24 protein-coding genes are annotated in these 26,198 nt (G+C 43.2%); 19 read left to right on the plus strand and 5 right to left on the minus strand.

All coding sequences use genetic code 11. From position 1 onward, the window contains the following. Positions 1–108: 108 nt before the first annotated feature. The 3 genes from Q0R52_RS01705 (at position 109) to Q0R52_RS01715 (ending at position 3,471) form a co-directional block, all read left to right on the plus strand. Complete coding sequence (locus Q0R52_RS01705) at positions 109–240, plus strand: 30S ribosomal protein THX (RefSeq protein ID WP_252791957.1); 132 nt, start codon at positions 109–111, stop codon at positions 238–240. A 139-nt stretch (positions 241–379) separates the two neighbouring features. Continuing rightward, positions 380–2,701: a family 20 glycosylhydrolase gene (locus Q0R52_RS01710; RefSeq protein ID WP_295791477.1), complete on the plus strand. Its 2,322-nt coding sequence runs from the start codon at positions 380–382 to the stop codon at positions 2,699–2,701. Positions 2,702–2,709: 8 nt separating this feature from the next. Next, positions 2,710–3,471, plus strand: a complete 762-nt coding sequence (locus tag Q0R52_RS01715; RefSeq protein WP_295791479.1) for a hypothetical protein — start codon at positions 2,710–2,712, stop codon at positions 3,469–3,471. A gap of 117 nt (positions 3,472–3,588) precedes the next feature. On the opposite strand, the gene Q0R52_RS01720 is transcribed toward Q0R52_RS01715, so the two are convergent. From Q0R52_RS01720 to Q0R52_RS01730, 3 genes are all read right to left on the minus strand, one after another. Further along, the gene (locus Q0R52_RS01720; protein WP_295791482.1) at positions 3,589–3,774 is read right to left on the minus strand and encodes a hypothetical protein; all 186 of its coding nucleotides are present in this window, start codon (positions 3,772–3,774) and stop codon (positions 3,589–3,591) included. 116 nt (positions 3,775–3,890) lie between these two features. Further along, positions 3,891–6,035 carry an FtsX-like permease family protein gene (locus Q0R52_RS01725; RefSeq protein WP_366520845.1) on the minus strand — a complete coding sequence of 715 codons (2,145 nt, stop codon included), beginning with the start codon at positions 6,033–6,035 and terminating at the stop codon, positions 3,891–3,893. An 18-nt stretch (positions 6,036–6,053) separates the two neighbouring features. Then, positions 6,054–6,272, minus strand: coding sequence for an ABC transporter permease (locus tag Q0R52_RS01730; RefSeq protein WP_295791486.1), 219 nt, complete (start codon positions 6,270–6,272; stop codon positions 6,054–6,056). A gap of 249 nt (positions 6,273–6,521) precedes the next feature. On the opposite strand from Q0R52_RS01730, the gene Q0R52_RS01735 reads away from it, so the two are divergent. The 14 genes from Q0R52_RS01735 to Q0R52_RS01800 all read left to right on the plus strand — a co-directional run bounded on the left by Q0R52_RS01735 (position 6,522) and on the right by Q0R52_RS01800 (position 22,477). Beyond that, entirely contained in the window at positions 6,522–7,208 is a 687-nt protein-coding gene (locus Q0R52_RS01735) for a hypothetical protein (RefSeq protein ID WP_295791488.1), read from the plus strand. A 149-nt stretch (positions 7,209–7,357) separates the two neighbouring features. Beyond that, entirely contained in the window at positions 7,358–8,647 is a 1,290-nt protein-coding gene (locus Q0R52_RS01740; RefSeq protein ID WP_295791490.1) for a serine/threonine-protein kinase, read from the plus strand. 14 nt (positions 8,648–8,661) lie between these two features. Further along, positions 8,662–9,612, plus strand: coding sequence for a hypothetical protein (locus tag Q0R52_RS01745; protein WP_295791492.1), 951 nt, complete (start codon positions 8,662–8,664; stop codon positions 9,610–9,612). 96 nt (positions 9,613–9,708) lie between these two features. Further along, positions 9,709–11,133, plus strand: coding sequence for a protein phosphatase 2C domain-containing protein (locus tag Q0R52_RS01750; RefSeq protein ID WP_295791493.1), 1,425 nt, complete (start codon positions 9,709–9,711; stop codon positions 11,131–11,133). A 1-nt stretch (position 11,134) separates the two neighbouring features. Beyond that, positions 11,135–15,199 carry an FtsW/RodA/SpoVE family cell cycle protein gene (locus tag Q0R52_RS01755; RefSeq protein ID WP_295791494.1) on the plus strand — a complete coding sequence of 1,355 codons (4,065 nt, stop codon included), beginning with the start codon at positions 11,135–11,137 and terminating at the stop codon, positions 15,197–15,199. Positions 15,200–15,312: 113 nt separating this feature from the next. After that, on the plus strand, positions 15,313–16,095 hold the full coding sequence (locus tag Q0R52_RS01760) for an FHA domain-containing protein (RefSeq protein ID WP_295791496.1): 783 nt from the start codon (positions 15,313–15,315) through the stop codon (positions 16,093–16,095). A 2-nt stretch (positions 16,096–16,097) separates the two neighbouring features. After that, on the plus strand, positions 16,098–17,402 hold the full coding sequence (locus tag Q0R52_RS01765; RefSeq protein WP_295791498.1) for a serine/threonine-protein kinase: 1,305 nt from the start codon (positions 16,098–16,100) through the stop codon (positions 17,400–17,402). Positions 17,403–17,557: 155 nt separating this feature from the next. Next, on the plus strand, positions 17,558–18,160 hold the full coding sequence (locus Q0R52_RS01770; protein ID WP_295791499.1) for an acyloxyacyl hydrolase: 603 nt from the start codon (positions 17,558–17,560) through the stop codon (positions 18,158–18,160). A 251-nt stretch (positions 18,161–18,411) separates the two neighbouring features. Beyond that, positions 18,412–18,840 (plus strand): Rieske 2Fe-2S domain-containing protein, encoded by a 429-nt coding sequence (locus Q0R52_RS01775; protein WP_295791501.1) that lies wholly within the window; start codon positions 18,412–18,414, stop codon positions 18,838–18,840. A 16-nt stretch (positions 18,841–18,856) separates the two neighbouring features. Further along, the gene (locus Q0R52_RS01780; protein WP_295791503.1) at positions 18,857–19,294 is read left to right on the plus strand and encodes a thioredoxin family protein; all 438 of its coding nucleotides are present in this window, start codon (positions 18,857–18,859) and stop codon (positions 19,292–19,294) included. Between the two features lie 4 nt (positions 19,295–19,298). Then, a complete protein-coding gene (locus tag Q0R52_RS01785) occupies positions 19,299–20,237 on the plus strand; it encodes an FAD:protein FMN transferase (RefSeq protein ID WP_295791505.1) in 939 nt (312 codons plus the stop codon). Between the two features lie 5 nt (positions 20,238–20,242). Further along, positions 20,243–20,464 carry a DUF4266 domain-containing protein gene (locus Q0R52_RS01790; protein ID WP_295791509.1) on the plus strand — a complete coding sequence of 74 codons (222 nt, stop codon included), beginning with the start codon at positions 20,243–20,245 and terminating at the stop codon, positions 20,462–20,464. A gap of 23 nt (positions 20,465–20,487) precedes the next feature. Continuing rightward, positions 20,488–21,708 (plus strand): DUF3570 domain-containing protein, encoded by a 1,221-nt coding sequence (locus Q0R52_RS01795; protein ID WP_295791511.1) that lies wholly within the window; start codon positions 20,488–20,490, stop codon positions 21,706–21,708. A gap of 79 nt (positions 21,709–21,787) precedes the next feature. Continuing rightward, positions 21,788–22,477: a VIT1/CCC1 transporter family protein gene (locus Q0R52_RS01800; RefSeq protein ID WP_295791513.1), complete on the plus strand. Its 690-nt coding sequence runs from the start codon at positions 21,788–21,790 to the stop codon at positions 22,475–22,477. Here Q0R52_RS01800 and Q0R52_RS01805 read toward each other — a convergent pair. Together Q0R52_RS01805 and Q0R52_RS01810 are read right to left on the minus strand one after the other, a co-directional pair. After that, positions 22,474–23,238 (minus strand): hypothetical protein, encoded by a 765-nt coding sequence (locus Q0R52_RS01805; RefSeq protein ID WP_295791515.1) that lies wholly within the window; start codon positions 23,236–23,238, stop codon positions 22,474–22,476. The genes Q0R52_RS01800 and Q0R52_RS01805 overlap by 4 nt on opposite strands. Before the next feature lie 88 nt (positions 23,239–23,326). Next, entirely contained in the window at positions 23,327–24,004 is a 678-nt protein-coding gene (locus Q0R52_RS01810; protein WP_295791516.1) for a cytochrome b/b6 domain-containing protein, read from the minus strand. A gap of 184 nt (positions 24,005–24,188) precedes the next feature. Here Q0R52_RS01810 and Q0R52_RS01815 point away from each other — a divergent pair, with 184 nt between their 5' ends. Both Q0R52_RS01815 and Q0R52_RS01820 read left to right on the plus strand, forming a co-directional pair. Further along, the gene (locus tag Q0R52_RS01815) at positions 24,189–24,866 is read left to right on the plus strand and encodes a response regulator transcription factor (protein ID WP_295791517.1); all 678 of its coding nucleotides are present in this window, start codon (positions 24,189–24,191) and stop codon (positions 24,864–24,866) included. Then, complete coding sequence (locus tag Q0R52_RS01820; RefSeq protein ID WP_295791520.1) at positions 24,863–26,140, plus strand: HAMP domain-containing sensor histidine kinase; 1,278 nt, start codon at positions 24,863–24,865, stop codon at positions 26,138–26,140. Before Q0R52_RS01815 ends, Q0R52_RS01820 begins: the two co-directional genes overlap by 4 nt. Positions 26,141–26,198 lie beyond the last annotated feature (58 nt).

Here is a 26,198-nt window from a genome sequence, read left to right on the forward strand (position 1 = left end):
TTAATAAAGATCAACGGTTAAAAACAACTTGACCCTTAAAAATGTTTATATTGCGATAAGTTGAATAATCAACTACATCAAACAATAAAAATAAATCTACGATAAGACATGGGAAAAGGTGATAAAAAAACACGCAAGGGGAAAATAGCAATGGGCTCGTACGGAAAAACCCGTCCGCATGATGCTAAAAAGGCTAAACCAGCCGAAGCAGTTGCTGCAGAAACTCCTGCAAAGAAATAATCGAAAGCCATCCAACAAAATTGGGTGGCTTTTTTAATAAAGCCACCGGCTACAGATTTTTTACAACTGTAAATGGGAGTTTTTTTTCAAAATCTGCTATCTTCACCACCTCATTAGCTAAACCAATAGATTTTACCGTATGTACAAAAAGATTTCGATATCGCTTTGCCTTTTTATGGCCTTTTTTACCGGCATAGTAAATGCCCAGGATGCCGACCCCAGCATGGGTATTATCCCGGCACCGGTATCTGTTAAAAAGTCGGCCGGGCAATTTATTTTGAGCCAGGAAACTGTGCTGCTGGCTGATAGTGTGAACAACAAAGCGGTTTTATTTTTAAAACATTTTTTGCTGAACGAGGCTAAGCTAAAGGTTAAATTAAAACCTAATATTGCCAATACTATAAACAGCATTGTCCTTTCGGCCAAAGGTGCCGATAAGCTGCCTGCCGGAGGTTACAGCTTAGCTATAACGCCGCAAAAAATTACAATAACTGGCAAAGAAGCAGGGCTTTTTTATGGCGTACAATCGCTGATACAATTATTGCCCTTAGATATGGCCGGGACCGCAAAAATACCGTGTGCCCAAATTGATGATTACCCGCGCTTTGGTTATAGGGGACTAATGTTTGATGTTAGCCGCCATTTCTTTTCGGTGGAATTCGTTAAAAAGTATATCGACCTGATGGCGGCCTATAAACTAAATAATTTTCACTGGCATTTAACTGACGATCAGGGCTGGCGTATTGAAATAAAAAAATACCCCAAACTAACACAAGTAAGCAGCCAGCGTGCGCAAACAGTTATCGGTAATTACCACGATCGTACGCCACAGCAATTTGACAATACCCCTTACGGCGGTTTTTACACCCAGGAGCAAATTAAGGATGTAGTTAAATATGCGTCAGACCGATACATCAACATTGTTCCCGAAATTGAAATGCCCGGCCACTCTGAAGCCGTTTTGGCTGCATACCCCGAGTTGAGTTGCGACCCATCATTAACTACTTACAAAGTGGCCGAAACTTGGGGCGTGTTTAAAAATATTTACGAGCCGAGCGACAAGACATTTGCATTTATACAGGATGTACTGACTGAAGTGATGGCGCTGTTCCCATCAAAATATATCCATGTTGGCGGCGATGAAGTGCCAAAGGACGCCTGGAAAAAATCGCAATTTTGCCAGGATTTGATCAAGAAACTCGGCCTTACTGATGAAAAAGATTCTCCAAAAGAAGATAAGCTGCAAAGCTATTTTATACAACGGATTGAGAAGTTTGTAAACTCAAAAGGGCGCAGCATTATTGGTTGGGACGAAATATTGGAAGGCGGCTTATCGCCAAATGCTACTGTAATGAGCTGGAGGGGAGAAGCCGGGGGTATTGCTGCCGCTAAGCAAAATCATAATGTAGTAATGACACCAGGAAGCGGAGGCCTTTATATTGACCATGCGCAAGGCAAGGAAAATGAGCCGCTAAGTATTGGCGGTAACGAGCCTTTAACAAAAATATACAGCTATAACCCCACACCTGCGGAACTAACGGCAGATCAGCAAAAATACATTTTAGGTGTTCAAGCTAATTTATGGACCGAGTATATTCCTACCGAGAACAAGGTGGAGTACATGATATTACCAAGGATCCTGGCGCTTTCAGAAGTGGCATGGACACCTTTGGCCAATAAAAACTATACAGATTTTGCCAATACCCGTCTGCCCGGTCACCTGGCCTGGTTTGATAAAAATAATTTTGATTACCGGGTACCAACAGCAATTGGTGGAAAAGACACCATTATGTTTGGCAGCCAGTTAAATGTAAACCTAAAAAGCCCGGTTGAAGGCGCAAAGGTTTATTACACCATTGACGGCTATACACCGCGCGAAATAGATATGGAGTACACTGTACCTATGACTTATAATGTACCGGCAGATCAATACCGTGAGTTGAAAACTATTGTAATTACACCGTCCGGCAAACGCAGCCAGATAACCCGCGCAATAATATATAACAAAACACCTTTACCGGCTGTTAATGGTACAAATACCAACAAGGGCTTGAAATACAAAGTTTATACCGGCGAATTTACCAGTGTAAGCCAGTTGGATAAAGCCGCGGTGATTGACAGTGGCGTGGCCGTTAGCTTTAATACGGCTGCTATCAAGAAAAATATAAAAGGCTACGGCGTAATATATAACGGTTTAATTCGTATTGATAACGACGGGGCTTACGGATTTTCAACTTCTTCGGCAAATGGTTCGACGTTGTTGATTGACGGCCAGCCGGTTGTTGATAACGATGGCAAACACACTGTTTACGATGTTGGAGGAACTGTGCCACTGCAAAAAGGTTATCATAAAATCACCATAAAATACTTTGATGCTGCCAGCAATGGTAACTTAAGAGTTTTTATTACTACACCCGATAAGCCGAAAGCAGAGCTAACTCCTGATGTAATGTTTAATTGATTAAGGAGATGAATTTTAAACACCAGTTATATTTTTTAACGCTGACTGCCTGTGTACTGACGGCCGGCTGCTCGGAAGATAAAAAACCCGTCAATAATTCTGTTGTGCCAAAAAAACCGGTAGTAATGGATCCTTTCAGGTATCATAAATTGATTGAGGTTTCGCCGGGACAGGACTATGATGTGTTAAGCTGGGGACGCGGCTCGAAAATTGCAGGTGCCTTTGAAATTTTGCATTCAGATTCGTCGGCCGTAAAATATACCACCACAACCGGCGATTTGGACGGAGTAATCGTTGATAGCTACAATTCGGATATGGACCTCGATGGCAACCCGGAGATACTCATACAAGCCAAAGGCCGCGACACTATAAACTATACCAACATCTACGCTTTTGAATTCAACAACAGCGGCGCCCATAAACTTGATTTCCCCAAGCTAACCAAAAGCCAGCGGGCAGGCTACCGGGGCGATGATAACTTTTACATTAAAGAAGGCAAGCTTGTACGCGAATTCCCGATTTATGACGGCAATACAAAAACGGCAAAACCCACCGGGGCAAAACGCCAGTTTGAATATGGTTTACGGAATAATGAGTTTACCATAAAGCAGCTGAGTAAGGATTCGACGACCAATAAAACGGCATCGGCTACAACAGCCCCTGCAAAAACTTCAAATTCGGATAAGAAGGAGTCGACTTCCAAAAAATCTAAAACACACAAAGTAGAACATCATAAAAAGAAAAAAAGGCGGCACAGAAGCGAAGAATAAAATCAATAACTGAAAATATCAATAAAAAAAAGTCAATCGCCTTATACGATTGACTTTTTTTGCAATAACGGAAATGTATTGCAGTTCGCCACTAGTGACTAGTCACTAATGACCATCTTAAGCTTTCGTTGATTTTTTGACAATAGCTATGTGGGCTATTTTATTTTTGGCGGGTTTCTTTTTTGAATATACTTTTTGCTGGTCGGCGCGGGCAAAAAGGTCGTATTTAGCGGACTGCCCGTTGTCTAAAAGCGAGTGTACTACTATCGTCGCGGTAACCGTGATAAATATGCTTGCTTTCATGATGGTCGGTTTTATGAATATATGACGCGGGCAATTTAAAAATGTTACAGCAAATGCTTATGAACTTAATTAAGCAGGAAAAAACGATAAACCTGTCGTTTTTTCCTGCACTTTTCTTATTCGGTTTTTAAACTTTTTATGGGGTTTGCCAACGCTGCCTTTATCGACTGAAAACTTACGGTAAGTAACGTTATTGCTATTGCAGCGAGCCCGGTGAACACAAATATCCAGCCCGAAATTGACGAGCGGTAATCAAAATTCTGTAGCCAGCCGGCCATTAAATACCAGGCAAACGGTGTGGCAATAGCGATGGCAATTGTTATCAGGATGATAAAATCTGTCGATAGCAAACGCCATAAGGTAAATACCGAAGCACCAAGAACCTTGCGCACGCCGATTTCTTTAACCCGCTGCTCGGCCATAAACGATGCCATGCCGAATAGGCCAAGGCAGCTGATAAGAATGGCCAGGCTGGCAAAGAATGCTGCCAGTTTGCCGATGCGTTGTTCGTTGCCAAACTTCTGCGCATATACCTGGTCGACAAAGCTATACTCAAACGGTTGTTCAGGATTAAATCGTTTAAATATCGGTCCTATTTTTTCAATAGCTGCGCTTGCACTTACCCGTGGATTTATCCGGAGCAAGACGGTGCTAGCGGCGCCTTTGTTAAAGAAATAAACAGATGGTTTTACCTGTCCGTAAGGCGAATCGACAATAATATCCTTAATTACACCAATAACTTTAAACTTGTTACCGTAATAGGTCAGGTTTTCGCTTAACGGATTTTTTAACCCCATGAATTTTACGGCCGCCTCGTTAATCACAACAGCAGATGAATCGGTTAAAAATTCCTTCGAGAAATCGCGGCCTTGTTTGAAATGCCAGCCCGCTGTTTTGCCATATTCGGCTGATACCCCGGCCTGCTGAAAATCAACGCTAAGGTTAGGGTCTTTATCTCGCCACTCGATAGCGCTGGTGCTGCCTGCAGATGAGGTAGGGGCAACGTCGCCCTCGGCCATTGATATTATCGCGCCTGTTTTGAAAACCTCGTCCTTTACTGCTTCGTAGTTTTTATGGATATCATTGGTGCCAATGCCGATTGACAATAACCCATCGCGGCTATAACCGACAGGGCGGTTTTTGGCAAATTGTATTTGTTTGAAAACCACCACAGTACCGATAATGAGGATGATTGAGGCCGTAAATTGTACCACTACCAATATTTTACGAGGAAGTGCGGCAAACCTACCCACCCTGAACGTGCCTTTCAATACCTTTACCGGCTCAAAAGACGAAAGATAAAACGCAGGGTAGCTGCCTGCAATTAGTCCCGTAAATAAGCTGAACCCGATGCCCAAGGCCCAAAATAATGGGGAAGTCCATAGGATGTTCATTTGTTTATCGGCCACTTCATTGAAAAACGGCAGGCTGAATTGAACCAGAATTAAGGCCACCAAAAAAGCAACCGTTACGCAAAGCAGCGACTCGCTGAAAAACTGGTATATGAGTTGTCCGCGCAATGATCCGATTGCTTTGCGGATGCCAACTTCCTTAGCCCGTTTCTCGGACCTGGCGGTGCTCAGGTTCATGAAATTGATGCAGGCAAGCAGCAATACAAACACGCCGATAATGCCAAACATCCATACGTATTGAATGCGGCCGCCGGTGTTTTTACCGTCTTTAAATTCATCGTATAGATGCCACCTTTTCATGGGTTGTAAAAACAATGCAGGCTTCTTTTTAGCGAGCACCTGGCTTACTTTATTAAGTTTTGCATCCCTTATTTTTAACGAAACTGCTGCCATATCAGCATTATCAGCCATTTGGACATACAACGTTGTGAAATTCGGACGCCATGGTTCGCGCATCGATTTAATGTCGTTGGCATTGTAAAACATTTCCCACGAACCTATAAATGTTAAATCGGCAAAGGTCGAGTTTCGGGGGAAATCGGCGTATACTCCTGCTACCTTGGCAATAACCTGGTTGTCAATCTTCAGGGTTTTTTCCATGGGGTCGCCATCACCAAAAAATGCTTTGGCTGTTGATGCCGATATAATAATAGACGTAGGGTCTTTAAGCGCATTACGTGTGCCCTTAATCATATCGAGCGTGAACATCTCCGGGCCTTCATTTTCCATAAAACCACCGCCCCGGCTCAGCTTTTTATTGTCGAGCGCTACAATGTGGCCGCCCATGTTGGCCATCATTACAATATGTTTAAAATTGCTTCCGTAGGTTTTACGTAGCTCGGCAGCCAGTGGATAAGGTACCGAACGCTAGGTTTGTACTTCGCCGTTATTGGTAACATTTTGTATTACCTGGGCAATATTGTCGTGGTTTTTGGTGAACTTATCAAACGAAAGTTCGTCCCAAATCCAAAGCCCTATCAGCATGGCTACAGCCATACCAACAGACAGGCCCACGATATTGATAAACGAGTGCACCTTGTTTTTAACAAGATTACGCCAGGCGGTTTTGAAGTAGTTTTTTATCATGACATGATAGTTTGATAGGTTACCGGGCTAAATTTTCATGCCATATTCGTAAATATTTAATAATCAATTATTTGCTGAGTTTTTTATGCGTAATGATGTATCGTTTTCGTACGGTGGATGTGCGGTTTTATCCCTTTGGGCCTGCGATACTTTAAAACCTGGTTGTCAACAACGGGCAGCAAATGTTACTGTTTCCATTACATTTCGTTTATTATTGTTATTTAAGCTAAAATTATTAACTTAGTCTCAATGAAGAATCTTAAGCCTGCCTCCCTCTTAATATTGGTAATATTCCTTTTTTCGGCATGTAAAAAGGACGCTGTAGATTATAGTGCTTATAATGCCGAACACGGTACGCACATAGGTAGTGGTACGGGCGGCACTGATGGCGGTACAACAGTAGCTGTGTATTATTTTAAAGGTACGCTTGGTGGCAAAACTTTAGACTGGATTGTGGACGCTGAAGAATCAAAAGGCTGGAGTTCCGGTTCTGCATCAAATAGGTCGAGCGATAAGGGGGTAAATACAGGTAGCTTAACGGCAATCATTGATGCCACGCAAGGTCAAAATCCAAACATAGGGGTGGAGTTCCGCACCATGCAATATAACTTTGATGCGGACAAACCAGCCTTTCTGAAAGCATTTGTTACAACTGGCGCCTGGACGTTCGACACTGACAATAGCTTTACAGTGGGTACTAAAACAATATCTATACAATATACTGATGCTGCGGGAAGCCAATATTCAAGCGATGGCGTTCAAACCGGCAGCGCTAATATAGTTTCTGCAGATGTGTTGGCACCTGAGCTTGGCCGGAATGATGGATTGAAAATAAAAGTCACTTTTAGCTGTACTTTATATGCTTTGGACGGTACCAGCCCTTCAATTCAGTTAACAAATGCGGAAGCCGTTATGCGGCTTGAGGATTTGTTATAACTCACTGCGAAAAAACACCGTCCCGATCCCGAAATTTTTGCTATCTTTTTTCGTTTATAATTCCTTATTAAAAAGGATTTAAACATAATAGATTTGTTTGCGTTTATAAGTTCAGATTTGGGCCGCAAAAAAGATATCAATAATAAAGAATGAGCAAAGTATTTACTATAACACAGGGGCTTGAAAATATGGGTGCGCTGCGCACCGGCGGCCAGGGTTCTGTATACAAAGGCAGGCGGATAGGCCCCATAATCACCGCTGTAAAGCTGCTGCCAACCCCCATACACAGCGAAAGCAAAGAAGACAAAAATTACCGCAACTTTTTAAACGAGGTTGAAAAGCTGAAAAAAGTAAACGAAATACCTAACCCAAATGTGGTTAAGATATTAAATTCAGGTATTACCGAAAGTGGTTCGTTTCCTTTCATCGAAATGGAGTTTATTGAGGGCCCAGACCTGGAAGAACTGCTTAAACCTCCTCACGAAAAGATTTTCACCATAAAAGAAGTTATAAAACTTGCTGACCAGCTTGCCTGCGCGCTATCGCATTGCCATAAGGTAGGCGTGAAGCACGGCGATATAAAAAGCAATAATGTAAAGTTTAATAACCAGACCGGGAATTATGTGCTGCTAGATTTCGGCCTGTCGGTAATGTCGGACGAGCAGCGTCGGAGCAGTATGCGCCACGCCGGGGCCATCGAGTTTATGGCGCCGGAGCAAAACGAGGGCAAAATGCTGTTCCAAACGGATATTTACAGCTATGGTGTAATTCTTTATGAATTGCTTGCCGGGCAGGTGCCATTCCCATTAAAAGACAATGGCGAAACATCGCGCAACCATGTAATGCTTTCGCACATGGAGTCGCCGGTGCCCGATTTATTGGAGCTGCGTAAAGAAAACCTGCCCAAAGGATGGCCGCAACGCGAAATGCAGGTACCCGATTGGTTGCTGGAGATGATAGCGACCTGCCTTGAAAAAACGCCCGAGGCCAGGTATGCCAATGGCCTTGAATTGCATGAAGTTGTTGCGGACAGCAGCGTGCGCGAAGTGAGGGTGGAAGTGATAAAAGAAGTTGCTACCGCAACGGTTGTACCACCTGCGCCGATAATGGTCGATAAATCAAATTTGATAAACCAGCCCGGTATCATTAGGATATCGTCGTCGGTATTTGCCGGGTTAATGATCTTAATGGCCGGTTTCATGGCATATTCGGCTTATTCGTTATTCAAGCCGGTTTCGAAACCAGTAAAGCCCATTAATGTTGTAGCGGTGGATACCGCTCACATAGTTGACAGCGTGCGCCAGGCCGATAAGGCGCGCAACGAAGCGATTAGGGCCAAACGCTTGCAAACCGATTCGGCTGCCAAGAGTGCGATAAACAGCGCGCTTAGCAGGCAAAAACCAGATAGTATCAAAACAGATTCAACAGCTAATCAATAATTGCCTAAAAATAAATGGAGCAAAAACCTTCTATCTGGCAGCGCATGGGTATACAGGACTGGTTTTTAACCAGCCCCGACAATGCCAAAGCAAAAACACAGCCCGCGCTCACGCCCGACGATGTTTATAATTACGTTATCGCGAAATTTAACGATTCGGTTCGTGAACTCTCTTTTGCCGGCAGAGTTGTTTTTTATCACGAATATATTATCAGCTTTAATGTTGAAGACTACAAACAATTTTTGGATAATAAACAAGGTCTGTTTGGTTTGATAGTGAACGAAACCGTTAAGAAGTTTTACGAACTGCTCGGTCAGTACCGCGCCGCTGGTAAAACGGTTGTGCCCTCGAGTTCCAAATGGGTGTTCAGGCTGGTATCGCACCCCGACTATGAAAGGGGGGACATTGGATTTATAGGCAAATTGATGCCCGGTAGCAACAAAAAAGAGGAGAATCTTAGGGTAACCTTTATTCCCCGCCAAACAGGGATAGCGCAGACGTTTGATATAAGCGACGACGTAATGAAAGCCTTTAACTACTACAGCGAAGGTTACTACGAGCTGCCTTACCTGGAGGACCTGGAGTACGACGAAAAAGGCGCGGTGAAGTCTGGTAAAAAATACCACGCACGTTTTGAAACAATACTCCCCGAAAAGCAGTTTGCAGGTAAGAAAGTTGAGTATTTGATGAATGATGACGAAATAATTGTATCAGGTGAAGATGAGGAGCGCGAAGATTCGAACATATTTAAAATACCTACCGAATGGGTTAACTCGCCGCATTTACGGATACGGTATAATAAAAGCGATGGGAAATTTTACCTTTCATCGTTCGGAGAGCTTACTATACTGAACGAACAGGACGTCCCCCGGAGTGATATAAACTCGCCGTCGTGGGTGGAGTTGCCGGTAAACTCAAAGATATTGCTAAACGGAATTGTTGGCGTAAACTTATTTAAATCGTAGTTACTATGTCGCAAATCTTATCGGCCGTTTTATTGGTAATTTGTACAGGGCTATTGATAACGCATTTCATCGAAATAAAAAAATCACGCAAACCAAATGACTGACCAATATTTCGGCATAACCGATACCGGAAAGGCGCGGCAAAATAACGAGGACGCCTTTATTGCCCGGCAGGACGCGGGCAACCGGTTTATTATTGCTTGTGTGATTGATGGTGTTGGCGGATACGCCGGCGGGGAAGTTGCAGCCGGGATTGCACGTGAGGCTATATTGAAACGCCTGGAAAAAGCCTCGGGCGAAATCATATCAATGATTATTGATTGTTTCGACATTGCAAATCAACGGATTATTGAAGAAAAGCAGCGCAACAAAGAATATGAAATGATGAGCTGCGTATCCACGCTGGCTATTGCCGATATTGCCAACAACCAGTTTTACTTTGCCCATGTGGGCGATACCCGTTTGTATTTGCTGAGAGATAATTCGCTGGTAAAAATCTCGCACGACCAGTCTTTCGTTGGTTTCCTGGAGGAGTCTGGCAGGCTATCGGAGGCAGATGCAATGAGCCACCCCAAACGCAATGAAATAAATAAGGCGCTGGGCTTTGAACCTAATCTTGGTAAAAACACTGACTACATAGAAACTGGGCAGTCGCCCTTCCTTTCGGGTGATATGTTGTTGTTATGCAGCGATGGGCTTACCGATATGGTTGGGACTGCAGAGATAACGCAGATATTGACCTGTGGGGCCACCCTTAAGGATAAAGGGAAACAATTAATTGAAGCCGCTAATCATTATGGCGGTAAGGATAACGTAACCGTGGTGCTTGTACACAACAATAAAACACCACAGCAACACTCTGCAACGGCAGTTAAGCAACGCGAACCATCGTCAAACGGGTTAGCCAATCACGTTGCCGAAAAACCAAAACGCGACGACCCTGAACCTGCCCGCAGAAAAAGCAACAATGGGTTAATTGCCCTTCTGGTTGTTTTAGTACTGGCTTTTGCCGGGGCAAGCATCTACTTATACCTGAAAGGCGGGCCTCAAAATAATATTGCCGTGCAGCCTCAGCCAGTGGTCCCGGTAAAAAGACAACCCGGGACGTTGCAGCTAAAATTGCAAAAGGAAATAGATAATTTAAAAGGCAACGTATTGCTATTGGCGGACACAGCCTACAAAACGCCAATAATTATCAGCGAGGCTATTCAAATTAACCGTGATACGTTGCTGATTAAATCGAAGGGCAATATTGTATTTCAAAGCGATTCGGGATATGATGGGGCTGCAATAAAACTGGCTGCCAGGTGCAAACTCGTTACACTTGATAGCCTGTCGTTCCACAATTTTAAAACGGGGATAAGCTTTGCCAACAATAACCTTGCTTTACGGCATGTGCAATTTGTAAATTGTAAGCAAAATCTGGAAAACGAAGCAAGCTTTGCCGATGGCAAATTTATAAGCGGCAAAACGGCCCCGATAACTATGAAAACAGACTCCTTACCTCTCATCAAAAAATAAAATGGGCGCAAGGAAAAAAGAACGCGTATTCCTGTTACTAACTACCATATTGCTGGCTTTACTGTTTGGCAGGCTATTTATTGTTCAGCAGCAAAACTTTGCCGATGTTGATAAACGGTTAAAAGATGGCACCATGGTTAACCTGAATGCACCTAAACCCGCTCAAAACTTAGCTTCATTATTGCGTAAGGGTTATTATTTTGATGACGAAAAAGACATCAGCCTGATTGAGAAAACGGTAGCCGAACGCAATAAAACGGAAAGTAAATTCGACAACATCGGCGAGATCAACAAGCTGAAATATAATGTAGATGCCGATGCGGCCTTTGCCGATGGTGGCAAATCATACAAAGACAGGGTACAGGTATCGCGCATGTTGCTGGGCTACACCGGCGATGATTCCGTGAGGTTTACCCAGGAGAGAACTGGCCCGCCATCTTTGCCGGCAACTACCGATCTTGGGTTAGCGGGCAATAGCATATCGGGCAAAATATTAAATAAAGATGCTCCGGTAGCCGGCGTATTGGTGCGGCTGCAAATGATTGTTCCGCAGGATAGCATTTTTAATGATGAGGAAAGCGAGGTTGTTAAAACCAAGATACAAACAGGCAATGGGTTTAAGCTCACTTATATTGCCGACGAAAAAGGTGTTAACCACCTGCAAACCCTAACAGCTTACGCCCGCACAGGCACCCAGGGCGGATATAGTTTTACCAAACTGCCTGCAAATAAAGCATTTAATGTTTTGCCATTACAGCCGGGCTTTCAGTTCGGCAGGTCGCAGGGTACTGAAAACCTTGACAGGGACGAGGCATTTAATTTTTATCAGTCACCGCATACCATCAGGCTGATATCATCAAAAGATTTTAATATTCTTAAGAAAGAAAAGGCGCTGATTATTCGTACGCCGGATGAATATAATTTGTGGTACTGGATTATAGCCGGTTGTTTTTTTGCCTGCTTCTTCATTATTCACCTGGTATTGAGCGGCAAGTTCCCTGATGCCGACCAGGTAGTGCTGCCGCTGGTAATGATCCTTACCGGCATTTCGTTTATCATGCTGTTAAGCCTGCAGGACCCCTTGCGCGATCGTTTCTTTGCGAAAGATTCCTTGGTTTATCTGGGAATGGGCTTTGCGGCAATGCTATTGCTGTTGTTTTTCAAGCTGCGCCGTTTTACGCCGGATTCCGGATTATACCGTATGCTTGTCTTTAAAAACAATCCAAAAGCAGCAAATGGCTGGCCGTGGATCATTGCTGCAATGGGCTTGTTATTGCTAACCATTCGTTTTGGTACTGGTCCGGAAGGAAGCGGTGTTAAAGTAAACCTCTTCGGCTTTCAACCCAGCGAGATCGTTAAATATTTGATCATATTTTTCCTGGCGGGATTTTTTGCCATTAACGAGCGTTTTATCAGCGAATATGCCAGTTGGCGCAAGCGGTGGTCATTCTTTTCATTTGCTGTAATAGCCATCGCATTTACTTTATTATTGTTCCTGATGCTGGGCGATATGGGGCCGGCCATAGTGATCTGTTTTACATTTATTATCCTGTTTTCATTTTCGCGCGGCGACTTTATGTTTATGGCGCTATCGGTAGTGTTTTACGTGCTGATAACCTGGATTTTTAAAAACGTTTGGCTGTCGACACTGCTCACGGTAATAATGTTGGCGCTCAATTTCTTCTCCAAACGCCGGACGCTGAGCGAATCGGCTATAATGGCGCTGATAATTATTTCGGGGTTTTTAACGATAGATAAAATTCCTTATTTAGATAAGCTGGTGCCGGGCCCGGTACAACGATTGGTGGACCGTAAGGCGATCTGGCAAGACGCCTGGAACAACGAAGTTTACGGCGGCGACCAGGTAGCTAACGGCCTTTGGGCTATGTCGGGCGGAGGCATAACCGGACAGGGTGTGGGTGAGTCGTTCGCTAAAACCATCCCCGAGGCGCACACCGATATGATATTACCCGCCATCGGCGAAAACTTTGGCTGGACGGGGATTGTAAGTATATTCCTGTTGTTCTTGCTGTACCTGCATCGATCGATAATTATCGGGCGGCAAACGGGCACACCGTTCCTGTTTTACTTATGTGCAGGGATAGGCATTTGTACGTTTATACAATTTTTATTGATAGCGGGTGGCTCAACAGGCGCCCTGCCATTGTCAGGCGTGGCGCTTCCCTTCGAAAGCTATGGCGGTTCCTCATTGGTAGCCAACTTTTTAGCCGCCGGATTTTTGTTGTCAGCCTCACTTGTAAAAGGTACGCCGGTGCAAATGAGCTTCATCACCAAACAGCAGGACCGTAACCTGGTGCCTGCATTACTAGTTGCCTGTATTGGTATTATATTATTGGTGGTGAACATATCGAGCTATTTATTTGATAGTAAAAAATGGATTGTAAAGCCAGCGCTGGTTGCTGACAGGAGTGGTGCGCGCATGTTTAGCTATAACCCGCGGATAGCGATATTAATGAACAAACTGCAGGCGGGTACGCTGTTTGACAGGCAAGGCAGAATATTGGCTACCAGCAACCCGGTCCTAATAAAAAAACAACAGACCGCCATGAATGCAGCAGGAGCTGGAGGTTTCGATGTGGACTCTGCTATGCACAAACGCTTAACCCGTTATTACCCTTTTGAAGAGCAGATGTTTTTTTGGACGGGTGATGATAACACAGGTATTTTCAACGGCAGCACCAACGGCTACTTTGCCGAATACGAACATGCTGCCGAATTGCGTGGTTTTAAAATGCCGGTTGTAAGCTTTAATGCGCATGCCAGCAGGTTTAAAGAAGACCGCTTTTTGCCGATGGGGGTAAAAGAGATGTCGGTTAGTAAACGGGACTATGGTGCCCTCGCACCGTTACTGCTCGCAGGTATCAACAGCCCGGCGGTTGAAGCCTTCAAAAAGCGTAACCGCGATGTGCAGCTTACGGTTGATGCACAGTTACAAACCGGCATACAGCAGGCTATGTCAGCCGACACGGCTTTGCAGGATAACCGCGTATCGGTAGTAATTATGCTGCCGCAAACCGGCGATGTTTTGGCTTCGGCAGTTTACCCGCTGCCGCCTGTGCACAACTACGATCAGTTAACCATGCCGCAGCAGGAGCAAAATAAACTTTCGCAGTGGATGACTACCAGTGACTTGGGCTTTACTTATGCCACACAGCCGGGTTCAACCGCCAAGGTTTTAACGGCCATGGCATCGTTCAATAAACTGGGTTTAGCGGCTAACGATGTGAAATTTCATGTAAGCATGGAAGAGCGTATCCGTACTAAAGGCATCGAGCCGGATGAAACGGGGGTTATCACTTTGGAGCAGGCGATAGCAAAATCAAACAACGTGTATTTTATTAAGCTTGCCAATGAAAAACAATTACAGGAAGATATGGCTACGCTTTATATGAAAGCGGGAATGTTTTTGCATGGCGTAGGCGGTTACTATTACAATAAAAAGCCCGAAAATACCGACCAGGAAAACAAATGGCGTGACTTTTGGCGTAAAACCGAGTTTAACACCAAACCTCGTTACGACCCGAACAACATTCATAAAACCCGCGCGAAAGGTATATCAGGTATGGCATGGGGGCAAGGCGAGCTGATTGCAACCCCTGCTGCGGTTGCCAGGCTGGTATCGAGCGTGGCTAATGGCGGATCGCTGGTGGCCAACAGGTTTGTATTGAAGGTAAACGATACTGCGCAGCCCGTTAAAAGCAGCATACAACTGGCTAAAGACCCTAAATATGCAGCATTGCTCACTAAGTATATGATTGAGCAAAGTGCGCCGAAAGAACCGATATTAAATTTAAAAGTTGCGGGTAAAACCGGTACACCCGAAAGAATTTGGAAAGGCAACAGCATAAACGACGGCTGGTACGTGTTTTTTGCCCCGCTGGCAAAAGGCAAGGGCAATATTGTAGTGTGTATCCGTATCGAATCGACCAAAGGGTCGTCGGATGCTGTTCACTTTGCCGGGCGTACGGTTATCCCGCTATTACGTAAGGCTGGTTACATAAAAGATATTCAGCCGGTTAGTGAAACCGAAACGCCTGTTGAATAGTTGTGTATTAGAGATTAGTTAATTGGGATTAGAGATTAGTCGGAAAAAAATAAGATGGTATTGACTTTATGTCCGAATGCCAGTCACAGTAAATAAAAAAAATAGTTTGTTATATGTTCAACCTGTTTAAAAAGAGTGAAAGCAATGCCCCGGATGATGTGAAGGGCTTAAGGGATGCGCTGCTGCGGCTTGTGAAAGATCAGTTACAAAAGTCGGAAGGGGGTGAAGGGCGCCATATAAAGGGTATACACATTTTTATAAATGCAAGCACAGCTGACAGGCATTTGTATGAAGGCGCCGTTTACCTTGACGACCAGGAGAAATTTAAAGAAGAAATTCAACGCATTGCCGATGATTTTGCACTTGATCTGCCTGCTAATTGGGCGATGGAAATTGCATTTACTGATGAGTTTCCGCTGGATGCAATTAAAGCCGATGGGCTTAGTGCAGCTATATTTATCCGCACCAAAGAGCACAATATACAGCGTTCGGGTTCAGCGCGGATAACCATTTTAAACGGGAAAGCCGAAAAGGTATCTTACGAAATAACATCGGCCGATGGCAAAATAAATATCGGCCGCGAGGCCAAAGCACAGGTTAGCGATGGTTTTTTCAGGCTGAACCAAATTGCGTTCCCGGGCGACAGCAAAAACGAGAGCAACAAATTTATCAGCCGGCAGCACGCCCACATTGAATGGAATAACGAAAGCGGATGTTTTATTTTGTTTGCTGATGAAGGCGGGGTGCCTCCGGGCAACAAAATAAAGATAAAAACGCCGGGCAAAGAAATTTTAACAAAATTGCATTCAACCCAAATTGGGCACAAACTAAACGAAGGCGACCAGGTGATATTGGGCGAGTCGGCGGTGTTTGAATTTAGTTATCACACGTCATAACGATGAGCAAAATATTTACCATAACTGAAGGTTTGGAGAACATGGGCGCGCTGCGCACCGGCGGACAGGGCTCTGTGTATAAAGGCAGGCGGGTTGGCCCAATTATAAGTGCGGTTAAGCTGCTACCTACGCCCATCCACACCGAAAGTATGGACGACTTAAACTACCGGAACTTTATAAACGAGGTAGAAAAGCTAAAAAAGGTAAATGAAATTCCTAACCCCAATGTTGTTAAAATAGTAAACTCAGGCATTACCGAAAGCGGCTCGTTGCCTTTTATCGAAATGGAGTTTATAGAAGGCCCGGACTTGGGAGAGTTGCTGAAACCGCCGCACGAGAAGATTTTCACCATAAAGGAAGTAATAAAACTGGCCGACCAACTGGCATGTGCGCTGTCGCATTGCCATAAGGTAGGGGTAAAGCATGGTGATATAAAAAGTAATAACGTAAAGTACAACATCCATTCGGGTAATTATGTGCTGCTGGATTTTGGTTTGTCGGTAATGTCTGACGAGCAGCGGCGCAGCAGTATGCGGCATGCAGGGGCCATTGAGTTTATGGCGCCTGAGCAAAACGAAGGGCAAATGTTATTTCAAACTGACATTTACAGTTTTGGGGTTGTGTTATACGAATTGCTTGGCGGCAGGGTGCCATTTCCGTTAGAGGATAACGGCGAAACGGCAAGGAACCATATTATGCTGTCGCACATGGAATCTCCGGTGCCTGATGTGATGGAACTGCGCGAAGAAAATATGCCCGAAGCCTGGCCCGTGCGTGAAATGCAGGTGCCAGCCTGGTTATTGCACCTGATTGCAAAATGCCTTGAAAAATCGCCTAAAAAAAGATACGCAGACGGGATAGCCTTGCACGACGCAATTAACGAAAATATGGTGGCCGAAGGCCAGGAAGGCGCGGCTGATGCTATTGCGATACTCCAGGCCGAAAACGATAGGCTGCTGGAAGAACTAACTCACTATCGCCAAAAACAGGCCGGTGGAAAGTCGACCTTAACCATTTCAAAGAGATTAATGGCCGGGCTGGTGGTATTAATTTTGTGTTCTGTTGCTTTTGGATTGTTTAAATCACCTTCGGCAAAAACTGTCCCACCCTTGCAACTAACCGATACCCCATTTTATGCGCCAAAAAAACTGGTAGTTAATAAAATAGTTCCAAAAAAGAAACACATTATCCCAAAAGATACAGTTAGGAAAGATACCGCCGGCGTAGATACCACGAAGGCTATAAATCCAACTCATAAGAAAAAGGCGCCGCATAAAAAGAGAAAGAAATTCCTGGGGATTTTTTAGTACCTGCAACTTCGCTTTCTTTTTGAAATATTCTGCCAAGATCTGCCATTTCGCAGTATAAAATGCAGTCATTTAATTAGCTTTACTGGAAACTTAGTGCCACCTCATAATTATAAACTGCGTTGTCCAAAAAAGCGGTCCTGCTATTTATCTGTTTGAATACATTTTTTACCGCGAATTTATTATTTGGGCAGGATACGCTATTTAGCGGCAGGAAGTACAAAATAGGTTTTGTAACCGGCGTCGGTTTCCAGTACATTGGTCAGTTAGCGGGCAACAGTAGCCATTTCATTTCCCTAAACACCGACTACTACTATCAGATTAAATTTTACCAGCTGCAATATTCCATCGCCATTTCTCGAAAAAAGAATTTTGGGATTGAATTACTGGCACAGCCACAGTATAATACTACCAAGTACAAAATATACCCACATGATGATACTAAGGATTATCTTACCGGCTACGAATATGGGCTAAATATCGGTTTCCTGTTCAGAAAAAATGTGGCGAACAATTTACTAAGTTTTTATATGATGCTAAGTTCCGGGCCACATTATGCTTCGGGCACGCCGCACAGGCAGTCTAATGGTTTTCTGTTTTCAAATAACCTTTGTGCAGGGATAGATTTGCGGATTTATAAAGCCTTATATGTTGATGTAAGGCCCGGTATCAGGCACATCAGTAACGCCAAGTTCAGAATCCCTAACGCCGGGCTGAACGATATAACACTAACCGAAGGCTTTTTTGTTGCCTTTTGATTTATTGTATTGCTACAACAGATATTCCCCTCTGCCAATCGAAAAGTCTTAAAAAATGTTAAAAAAGTCCATTTTCATTTCAACTACAGATTTGAACGGTACTATTGTTGTAACTGATAATTTACAATCAGAAATTCAGGGTAGATGCCGGGTTCGTCGGTATGATTGGCCTGTTAGTCCATACTCATGCGTTTTAAACGTGAGATAAAAATATTTTTGAAGGCAATTGAGGACAATGATTTAAAATTAAAATGGACAGAAAAGAATTTCTTTCGGCAATTGGTGTAAGCGCGGCAGCTTTTACCGTTATGAATTGTTTAGCCTGCTCAAAAGGCTCTAATCCCGGTTCGTCAAATTCGGTAAATGGGCCCACAGGAGTGGATTTTACCCTTGATTTAACAACAAGCGCCAATTCGGCGCTGTTGGCTAATGGTGGCTACCTGGCTCAAAATAATATTATTATTGCCAAAACCACCGCCGGAGCTTATATAGCCGTGCAGCAATCATGTACACATGAAAACTATCCCCTGGTGTACCAGGGTAATAGCAAGCAGTTTTACTGCAACAATCATGGTTCGGCATTTACCGAGGCGGGTGTTGTTAAAAATTCACCCGCAAGTCATAATCTAACAGTGTACAATACTACACTAACCGGAACTTCGTTAAGGATTTACTCATAAACTATTATAATATTATATGAAATTATTATTTGCATCATTTATAATTGGCCTGTTTTCACAGGTTACCTGGCTTGGTGATTTTAACCAGGCTACGACAGAAGCTTCTAAAGCACATAAACTGATATTGGTAAATTTCTCAGGATCTGACTGGTGCGGACCTTGCATAAGGGAGCGGAAGGAAATTCTTGAAACTTCTGCATTCGAAGATTTTGCGTCGTCTCACCTGGTATTGGTTCGTGCAGATTTTCCGCGCCAAAAGAAAAATATGTTAAGCAAGGAGCAAACGAAACTAAACGAACAGCTGGCAGAAAAATATAATCCCGACGGTAAGTTTCCATATACATTACTAATTGACGAACACGGCAAGGTATTGAAAGAGTGGGACGGCTTCCCGAATGAATCGCCCGAAAAATTTGTTGAACAAATAAACCCTTTTACCACCCCGGGCAGGTAATACCATGTTAGGAATAGTTACGGTTCATAGACGCGTGCTGCGCTTAATGGGTAACCGTTTTGAGATTAGTGTTGTGAGTGATGACGAACACTGGGCTCACAAATGTATTGACGCTGCGGTTGAAGAAATCAGCAGGATAGAAAAGCTCTTAACAACTTTTACCGAGGATAGCCAAACCAACCTTGTAAACCGGAATGCAGGCATACAGCCTGTAAAGGTTGATAAGGAAGTTTATGAATTGGTTGAGCGCTCATTGAAAATATCGGGGTTGACACAAGGGGCATTTGACATCAGTTACGGAGGTATTGACAAAAGCCTGTGGAATTTTGATTTGAGTATGACAGCGCTGCCCGACCCGGAAGTAGCCCGTGAGTCGGTTCGGCTCATTAATTATAATAATGTAATACTTGATGAAGGCGACTGTACGGTATTTTTAAAAGATGAGGGCATGAGAATAGGGTTTGGCGGGATTGGTAAAGGCTACGCGGCGGATAAGGCGAGGGCTGTTTTGCAGGACCTGGGTGTTACTAGTGGTATTGTAAACGCTGCAGGCGACCTGGTGACCTGGGGCACCCAACCGAACGGCAAACCCTGGACTATCGCCATTGCCGATCCGGACAAAAGTATTACTCCTTTTAGTACGCTAAATATCAGCAATATGGCCATCGCCACATCGGGTAATTACGAAAAATATGTGATGATAGGAGGCAGAAAATATTCACACACCATTGACCCGAAAACAGGTTTGCCTGTTACGGGCATAAAAAGCGTAAGTATAGTCAGCCCCAGCGCCGAACTGGCTGATGCCATGGCAACGCCGGTAATGGTAATGGGGGTTAGGGTAGGGCTCGATTTAATAAACCAGTTAAAACAAATAGCCTGTATAATTATTGATGATAATAACCAAATACACTGTTCAAAAAATATAAATATTAAAAACTGATCCGGATGAAAAGAATGCCCCTGTTAATATTGTCGTTTACAATAATTGCCTGCAGCATGTCGGCCTGCAGTTCGGTAAAAGCTTACCAAAAAAACCGGATAAACGATTCGGAGATGGAGCTTTCGGCCCGTAAATCGCAAAAGTTTGAACAAAGCTTCCAGTTATACCGCGAGGGCGGTTCGGGAGCAAATGGCGGAAAGAGTGGCGGTGGCTGCGGTTGTAATTAATAACAAAAAAGATTTTATTGTAAATGAGAAAAATATACCTGCGCGTATTAGCCCTCTACTTGGGTATCCTGTCATCACATGCCCAAACCGCTGTTCCTGTTAAGGATACAAGCAACTACGAAACCCGTAAGCTAAAGGTTGATGAAGTGAATTTTGTATCGGCATATTATCATCAAAATGGTAACAATTCCGCTGTTACAGGCGGGATAGGAACCGAAAATTTGACTGATTTTGCCAACACGCTTGATGTGCAGCTTTCAAAGCTTACCGGCAACGGGCATAAAAATACTTTTAATTTTGAGTTAGGCGTCGATCATTATACTTCGGCTTCGTCGGATAAAATTGATCCTTATAGCGTTTCTTCTGCTTCAAGGCAGGATACCCGCGTATATCCTTCAATAAACTGGACGAATTCGAATGAAAAAACGGGCAACGCCTATGGCTTTTCGCTTTCCTACTCGCACGAATTTGATTACCAGTCTAAAGGGTTTGGTTTTAACCTGACAAGGGTGTTTAATAACAAAAATACCCAGTTCGATTTCAAAGCACAGGCTTTTTTAGACACATGGAAGGTAATACTCCCGGTTGAACTACGACCGCCAGGGTATGGATCCGGGTCTCATCGCGATGAAAGAAACCCCGTGCCAAACGCTCCGCGAAACTCCTTTAGTACCTCGTTATCACTGTCGCAGGTGATAAGTACGCGACTGCAGGCTGCGTTTATAGTTGAGCCTTCCTATCAAAAAGGTTTACTGGCTACAAAATACCAACGCGATTATTTTACTGATGGCAGTGAACGGGTTGAGAACTTGCCCAGTGGCCGCTATAAACTACCGGTAGCTATAAGACTTAATTACTTTTTAGATGACCATTTTGTAATACGCACGTTTTACAGGTATTATATGGACAACTGGGGTATAAGGGCTCATACTGCCGAAATTGAAGTACCTGTGAAATTTTCATCATTTGCTTCGATAAGCCCTTTTTACCGTTATAATACCCAACAAGGCACGCGTTATTTCACGCCATACGGTTTACATAACCCAACTGATGTTTTTTATACCAGTGATTATGACCTGTCAACACTGCACAGCAACTTTATAGGGGCAAACCTGCGCTTGTCTCCACCAAACGGAATATTTGGCTGGCAGCACTTAAATACACTTGAGTTAAGGTACGGGCATTACATGCGTTCAACCGGGTTGAACTCTGATATTTTAACACTCGCTTTAAAATTTAAATAATTGCGAACCAGGCATGCAAAGCTTATATTAGACGAACGAAACTTTATAAGTTATCAACAAACCGGGCATCCAATTTATTATGCATAGCGAACATCACGTAGAAAGCTCAGAAACCATCAGGGATATCGTTATTGGTATGTCTGATGGTTTAACAGTTCCATTTGCACTCGCCGCAGGATTAAGCGGCGCCGTAAGTTCATCAACACTGGTTGTTACGGCTGGTATCGCCGAAATAGTTGCCGGTTCAATTGCTATGGGCCTTGGCGGCTTTTTAGCCGGCCGTACAGAACAAGACCATTATAATTCTGAGCTAAAGCGCGAATATGAGGAAGTAAAACGGGTGCCTGAACAGGAAAAGATGGAGGTTAAAGAGGTTTTTGCAGGCTTTGGCTTATCCGAAACATTGCAGCAACAGATAGCCGATGAAATGGCTAAAGACGAACATAAGTGGGTTGATTTTATGATGCGGTATGAACTCGGCCTGGAAAAACCCAATCCGAACAGGGCGACAAGAAGTGCCATTACCATTGGAGTATCTTACATTGTAGGGGGCGTCATCCCACTGTCGCCATACTTTTTTATCAATAATTCGGAGCAGGCGCTTTATTACTCGTGTGCGGTAACTTTGGTTTGCCTGTTTGTTTTTGGATATTTTAAGAGCAAATTTACAGGGCAACCGGCATTTACAGGCGCGTTAAAAGTGGTGGTAATTGGCGCACTTGCTGCCGCTGCTGCATTCGTAATGGCAAAGCTGATTACCAGTCATTAAAACCGGCGGCCAATTATTATTTTGAATATAGCTTTGTCAGTAGCTTTTGTAAATCCATAGCCTATACCGCCGTTAAACTCCCAATCGGCGCTGTAGGTTAAATCGGTAGCTACAAATAATTGATGTTGTTGCTGTTGAAACGAGTCATAGTGAAAAAACGGCCCGGTACTGCCGTAGTACTCAAGGCCAAGTGCTACAACTTTGCTTATATCATAGCTGCCTTTTACGTTGGGCGAAAATATAAATCCGGCATCTTTATCCGGCCCGGCAAAACTTTTATCTATGGTTGGGTTTATCGCAACGTAAAGTTTATCCCATTTTTTATCAACTATTGGCCTTATTTCCAGCGTGCAGGTATTGGCAGAAAAGGCCTTTTTTTGATACCCAAATTCGGTTGAGAGGCTGACACCCACAGGCCATTTCCATTCGGCAGGGGCAGCCACCCTTGGCCTGATGTGAGAACCCACATAAGCTGTGCGGCCTTCGCTGCCTATCGAATTAAAAATATAAAAACCTGTTTCGAACCAGCTTGTCCAGCCGTGGGTAATTTCAATGGTTTCATGAAAAACGTGCTGGTCGGGAAGTTCACCATTGTCGCTTTCTTTAAAACCATCGGCTGTGAAGTTGCTGTGCAACTCAAGCATAGTGCGGCCTTTCTCCACGGTTTCTGAACCGTATACTTGTATTTCGTAGTTATCCTGGGCCTTAACAGCAATTGAGAACAGGAGCAGCAGCGCAAAAAATGGTATCGACTTTGACATTAATTAAGCATTAGGCATGAAAATTTAAAAGTATTATTTAGTTTTAAGAATAACCCGCCTGAAATTATCCGTAACATAAAAAATACAATCAGGCGCCTTCGCTGCCCCCGTTTATCATGTCAGAAACTATACCCTTCGAGTCTTTTCTTTCTGCCAGAAATACACCGGCCAGGTGAACGGTAATAAATGCTAAAACCAGGTACATACAAAAGCTGTGAACCTCTTTGACACTATGTCTTATTGCCTTATATGCCCTCAACTCGTCCTCAAACGCAAGGAATAGTCCCGTTACAACCATAATTACCAATAGCACGTAGAATACTGAATATATCAGTTTTACAGTAAGCTCATGCCGTGCAGTTTTACGGTCCTTTTGTACAGCATTATACTTCATGTAAGCGCTTTTTAAACGCCTGATAAATTTCTGGTCGGCTAATTCAAAATACTCCAATATCAGCCTGAATAATAAAAGGCCGGCAAGGCAATAGCCAAAATACTTGTGAATATCCCAAACACTGTCGCTAAGTGCATGCGCTGCAGACCGAACCTGGTCATCATTAGCTGTTGCACCCGATTTTTGAAGTTCAGTTTTTATTATTGCGGACGAGGTACGGTCGTCGGTAATAGTCGCGTTAATCAATACTGTTATTAACGAACCACTGATCACTATCATATTTACCCAATGCCAAAGCCGCAAGGACGGCGAATACTTTTTAACCTTTCCCGGTCGAACTATGTCCATCCTTACTGGTTCTATCACTGCCATAATTTTTGTGTTTGTTAGTTTATTATTAATTAAGTGGAATGTTGAGATATTGTTTTGCTACAAGATATAAAGCATTCTAAAATTATAAAGCTATTTTGAAGTAATTCTGTAGTTTACTTTTATTTACTGAAATAAACTTCAGTATTTCTTCAATTTCAAAGTTTATATTTGATAAAAACCCCCTGTGAAACTTTTGATTATTGAGGATGAAAAAAGCCTCTGCGATAACATCTTCAATTACTTTAACGAGGAAGGCAATATTTGTGAAAGCTGCAATTCGTTAACAACAGCCATTGATAAGCTGTCGGCATATAAATATGACTGCATTTTGCTTGATATTGGCTTGCCTGACGGCGATGGCTTTGGCGTTTTGGATTACCTAAGAGAAAATAACCGTAACGAAGCGGTACTGATAATATCTGCCAGGAACTCGCTAAATGATAAAATATTGGGTTTAAACACAGGTGCCGACGATTACATTACCAAACCATTTCACCTGGCCGAACTAAAAGCAAGGGTTGTGGCCACTTACCGGCGCAAAACGTTTAATACCAATAATAAACTTATATTTAACGAAATAACTATAAACCTGCTTGGGCGAACTGTATCGGTAAACGACACAGCAATTATTTTAACGCGTAAAGAGTATGATATGCTGTTGTACTTTATAGCAAATAAAGGAAAGGTTATATCAAAAAACGCCATTGCCGAGCACATGTGGGGCGATGAGATGGATATGCACGATAATTTTGATTTTATTTACACGCATATAAAAAACCTGCGTAAAAAGCTTTTGGACGCCCAATGTGCTGATTATATTAAATCGATTTACGGAATTGGATATAAATTTATAGCCGAATGAAACTGGCTACCCATTATAACAGGGCAAGCATTTTTATCACTATACTAGTGTTAATGTCTGGTGCCTTAATATATTATTTCGCCATCCGCCAGATAACCCGGAACCAGCTTGATCGTGAAATTGCCGAAGAAATTGCAGAACGTATTGACTATGTTAACCGGAATGGTAAAATCCCCAAAAATGATTTTGATGATAATTTAACAGAATTTGTAAAAATTAATTCAAAGGATTTCACTACAAGATTTTTTGATACCGTTTATTATACCGGATCAGGTAAAATGCCCGAAAACAGGAGGGCGGCAGCGGCATTAATAACTGTTGCAGGGCAGAATTACAAGCTAATAATCACCGAATCGTACTCTGGAATTAATAACCTGGTGCAGATAATTACATTGATAACCGTTGTGCTTCTCATAGTGTTATTGCTTATACTTTTAATAACAAATAAATATGTACTTACCAGTTTATGGCTTCCGTTCTACAATATTTTACATGAGTTAAAAACATTTAACGTAGCCGACCCCAAGGACTTTACGTCGAAACCGAACCGGGTTGACGAGTTTAATGAACTCAATACAGCAGTACAAATAATGGCATCAAGGGTGAAAAATGATTACCTGCACCTTAAACAGTTTACGGAAAATGCCTCGCACGAAATGATGACGCCCCTGGCGGTTATTACCACCAAGCTTGATACGCTGATACAGGATGAAAATTTGAATGCCGATCAATACACGCAAATAAATGATATTTATTCGGCGGCGGCTAAGTTATCAAGGCTGAACCATGCATTGCTGTTGCTTGTTAAAATTGAAAATAACCTGGTTAATGACGAGGAGGCATTAAACCTGCAGTCGCTGATTATGCAAAAGCTGCAGCAGTTTAAGGAGTTAATTGCTGCCAAAGACATCACAGTACTTGAGGTTTTAAAAGAAAATAGAATTGTGGCAAGTAAAACGCTGATTGACATTTTGCTGAATAACTTATTCAGCAATGCAATAAGGCATAATATTGAGCACGGTAAATTGTTAATTACCTTAACAAACGAAAAACTGGTTTTTGAAAACCCGGGAGCCGCGAAACCATTGGATAAAGATATCTTGTTCGAGCGTTTTCAAAAAGCACCCGGATCTGACGGAGTAGGGCTGGGCTTAACCATTGTAAAAAATATATGTCAGCTGTATCACTGGGATATTAGCTATAATCATCAGGGCTCGTTGCACCAGTTCGAAATAGTGTTTAACAAGGATATAGAAACTGTTGTTAAAAAGTAAAAATCCCTTATTTTTACAACAGGTAGTGTGCATTGTATTAACAAGGCACTGTGCAATA

Origin of the sequence: Mucilaginibacter sp., assembly GCF_025359345.1 — a bacterium.
Classification (GTDB): domain Bacteria; phylum Bacteroidota; class Bacteroidia; order Sphingobacteriales; family Sphingobacteriaceae; genus Mucilaginibacter.